4 protein-coding genes are annotated in these 4,033 nt (G+C 36.3%); all 4 read right to left on the reverse strand.

Going from position 1 to position 4,033, the window contains the following annotated elements; genetic code table 11:
• Nucleotides 1–35: 35 nt before the first annotated feature.
• Nucleotides 36–977, reverse strand: a complete 942-nt coding sequence (locus QUB26_RS31330; RefSeq protein WP_333321199.1) for a DUF4435 domain-containing protein — start codon at nucleotides 975–977, stop codon at nucleotides 36–38.
• Entirely contained in the window at nucleotides 977–2,344 is a 1,368-nt protein-coding gene (locus QUB26_RS31335; protein ID WP_333321202.1) for an AAA family ATPase, read from the reverse strand. Before QUB26_RS31335 ends, QUB26_RS31330 begins: the two co-directional genes overlap by 1 nt.
• A gap of 195 nt (nucleotides 2,345–2,539) precedes the next feature.
• On the reverse strand, nucleotides 2,540–3,307 hold the full coding sequence (locus tag QUB26_RS31340) for a nucleotidyltransferase domain-containing protein (protein WP_333321204.1): 768 nt from the start codon (nucleotides 3,305–3,307) through the stop codon (nucleotides 2,540–2,542).
• A gap of 30 nt (nucleotides 3,308–3,337) precedes the next feature.
• A partial coding sequence (locus QUB26_RS31345; RefSeq protein ID WP_333321206.1) for a transposase occupies nucleotides 3,338–4,033 on the reverse strand: 696 nt, incomplete at its 5' end.

A 4,033-nucleotide genomic window follows, 5' to 3' on the forward strand; every position in this document is an offset into this window, starting at 1 on the left:
TCTATCCTTGCTCTTCGCTGTGCTTATCTCAACGGTCAACTTTCAATTTGATGTATTTGCCAAACTGAGATGCACCCCAAATAATTATTCAAAGTTTCGGGAGTTTCAGCATAGACAGAAAAAATACTAATAGCTTGCTCGTTACTCATTTTTTCCCCAAAAGCAAACTTTATTTTGTGTTTGATATACTTTTGAGCATTTGATGAGTCCTGTAAAATTAGTTCAATTATTGTCACCACAAACTCTAGTTCATATTTACCTCTAAAAACTTTATATGGTTCACAATTAGTAAACTCAGCAAGCTTTGTGTTTAAAATATCTTGGGAAACTTCCAAGGCTTGTGGGAACTTTTGTTTGATTGTTTCAAAGTCATATTTGGGTACTACTGAATCTAGCGTAAAATCAATAAAATTTTTTGGGATTTTATCTGCTAAATTTATGCCTGTTTGGTTTCCTGTTTGATTTCTAATCTTTATCAAGCAAGCATACCAAGCGTTAAGCAAACTCGTAGCTTGATGAAAGTCTTGTTGTCTCTCTGTAAAAATTCTAATACAAACTTGAAATGCCTCATCGCTAACTTCTGATAAATGAAGTTCATTTTTCAGGATTTCCTTGAAAACATCTACTGAAGCGTAAAAATTTTCAATAGAATAACAAGGTGTTTCAAAGATTGGTGGGTTATGAGGTGGCAAAGGTTCATTAAAATCTCTATCAATGAAAAAGGCTTTTTTGTATTTATCGTATTCAGAATGAATAGTAATAAGTCGGTAAACGTCTAATACTTTATCTCTGCCACCGCAATTTATTGGGTGATAGTTATCTGTGAAACGCTTGATTCTTGGTACATAGTAAGCATTATCATTTCCCTCAAAAAAGCAAAACAAGCCATCCTTACCTTTTTTGGTATGCAGGGCAAACTCTGCATAAGCAACTTGGGATTTTTCTCGGCTTTTCCTGAGTTTTTCTATGTATGACATTAGGCTGTAATGACTTGTGAAGGTTTAACATATTCGTCTAAGCCAATTGCATATTTATCTAATTCATTATCAAAAATGAATGGGGAATGAGTTACTGCCAAAAGGAATTCACATTTTCCTGAAGTGAGAATATCTGGAAGTAATTGCTTTTGCCAAGGCATTGATAATGATAACTCTGGTTCATCAAAAAGCACAACATATTTTTTGTCACCTTCGGAAAGGTAAATCTTAGAAAATATTGAAATAATTTGCTTTTCTCCTGAAGAAAGTTTATTCAATGGAATATCAGAAGAATTTCTCTCTGATTTAATAAAAATTTTGATAGCACTTTCATCATAAAATACCTTTTTGTTAATCAAATATTTATTGCAAACGTCTCTGAATAGTTTGACGGAGTTGTCTAACTCTTTTTGAGACGAGTAAATTTCAATTAGTTTCTTTAGAAAAAAGTTTAGAGAGTTATCTTTTGCTATTGGCTTTGCTTCTTTCTTTAAAAGTAGTTCACTAATTTTTTCTTTTTTTTGTTCTGAAATTCGATTTCCAACTCGTGATAATAAAATTGCAACATCATTATCTTCGATATTTTTCAAGAATTCAGTGTCTTTTTCATCTTCTTCATCTTCTATCAGTTGACTGAGAATTTCGGATGACATCTGTGAAAAACCTTCCTTCAAAAATCTATCAATAGTATTTTGAATGTTGTTAAAACGTTTTTGAACATCATCCATGCCAAATTGAATAAGTGTATTTTCTTGATTTAAAAGTTCATCATCACTATAACCAAGATTATATAAGTCTTCTTCAACACGCCTATATGTGGGAAAATACATAATTTCACTCCCTTCAATACCTGAGTCAATTTCTTTTTCACAATCAGTGAAAAACAGGTTGGATTTATTGTCTTTATTCATTTCTAGTTTCTCAAAAACTCGAAATATAAGATGAATAGGAAACTTGCTCGACTTGAAATTATATTCAAGCTCTGCTTCTACTAAGAATTTTCTTCTGTTACCTTTGCTTTGTATAAATCGATTTCTGAGCATCTCCAGTTGAGGATAACCAACTTGATCTATAAAATCTCTAAGCACTGGATGATCGTAAAGTTCCTGAATCAATTCATTTACCTTGTCTTTAGATATTTCAATAAAATTTCCTTGAGAAAATTCTAGAATTAATTGATCGAAACTGAATTCACCCAGTCTAAAAAAATTTCTTTTTAAAGTGTAATAAAAAAGGTTTAAGACTTGAGTTTTCCCCAGTCCATTTTCTCCCACAAGTATTTTTATATTCTCATCAAAGGGAATATGAACGTTGTCTGTGCCGAAAAGACCATGTACTGAAAAAGATTTTATATTACTTGTGTTCATTTTATTGTCCTATTGATTAGAGCCATCAAATAAAGTTTCTCGGGTTTGAATCATGGCTTTTCTAGATGTTGAGCAAGTGCCTCCCCCTTAAACAAGGATAGCACAATTCTGAATGTATTGACAATCGCAGTTTGGAGATTTAATAAGCAAACGATTAAGATATGGTAAAATTCCGCCCCTAACACATATTATTGACTATGCAATACTCCTAAATTGCGTTTCTGCCAGCGGTAAGCTCTCTGCAAAAAAAGCCTCTGCTATTTGCTGTTTTACTGCCAAATCTTCAAGATTTGCGATGCAGAAAAGCGGTGCGACGCGATCGACTATTGGGCGCGGAAAGTCTCGGCTGAAATATTTTAGTTCAAAATCGTATCTGTGGGGACGGTAAATCATGCCCAACAGTTCGACTAAGGGTAGAAGCGTCCAATTGTGATAGTTGCCGATCGCATCTACTAAATGTCCGCGATAAATCTCTTTTTTTACCAGAGGTTGCAGCAAATCGAAACTGATTTTAAGGTCGTTTAATCTCGACTGCATTGTAGATAAATGTTTGCTTTTATCGACAGGATGCGGTACAATTTGATTAGCTTTGTCAAAGGCGATCGGTACATTTCCGTGCCGTTCTATTTCTAAAAATTCGTTCTTGCTGCTGCGCCGAAAAACGGCGAAATCAATTAGCAAGAATGGCGGGGTTTCTTTCAGCCGCCAGAAGCACTGCGATTGACCGTGCCAAGCGGGTTCTGGAACTCGATATTTGAGTTCGATTTCGCCAATTTCTGCGAGGGCTTTTTCAACAATATCAAAGGTTTGTTGCACGCAATTATCTTCAACCACAACCGCAATATCCAGGTCGGACCACTCGTCGGTGTATCCGTGGGCTGCGGAACCTCCTTGCCACAAAGCGAGAACAAAATCTAAAGGTTGTAAGGTAGAAACAATCTTTTCGAGAATGATTTGTCTCATGGAATCAAGCTATAGCTGGTAAAAGTATAGTCATTTATAGGCATGGGAGGCTTCAAGTCCCTCCCCCTTCACTTTTACTTTGAGCGGATTAACCCGCCTCGGCTGAACTACGCAGCTCCCTATCCCATCGCTGAAGGCATTTGGGATTGCTTTTCTGAGGATATTGTACGCTGCATTCACATCGGAATTAATTAACCGACCAACCGATGTTTTGTACAAACCTCGCTTGATACGCTTACCAGTAAACACAGGCTCTTTATCAGTTGTTCCGTAAACAGGAATTGGGTCTAGACCCAGAAAATTGGCCCGTGAACTATAGGATTCTTCCTGCACAATTACCTTGATTCCCGCCAGCCGAGCTTTGTATTCCAACATCTCAATTAATCGAGAGTGAGGAATGTTGACAAAGTTTTGATTGGTTTGCTTACCTAAGTTAATTTCGGTTTTCCACTGTACATTTTTCCCAACCACCAATGTCCCAATTTGCTTCGCTACCAAATGGTCAACAATCACACGACTAGCATGATGCAAGTAATTATCAACTTTTTGATGGCGACAACGAGTTAAGCGCTGAATCCGGGGTGAAGTTTTGCGATTCCCTTTTAAGTGGGATTGCAATCGTGCTTTCCGCTTTTTGTAGAACTGGTTGATCGATTTCAATGGTCGCCCGTTAATCAACAAAGGGATAAATCCCGGTTGATTTGAAGTTAACGCCACTAAATTATC

Origin of the sequence: Microcoleus sp. B4-C1, assembly GCF_036705285.1 — a bacterium.
In the GTDB taxonomy this organism is placed as follows: domain Bacteria; phylum Cyanobacteriota; class Cyanobacteriia; order Cyanobacteriales; family Microcoleaceae; genus Microcoleus.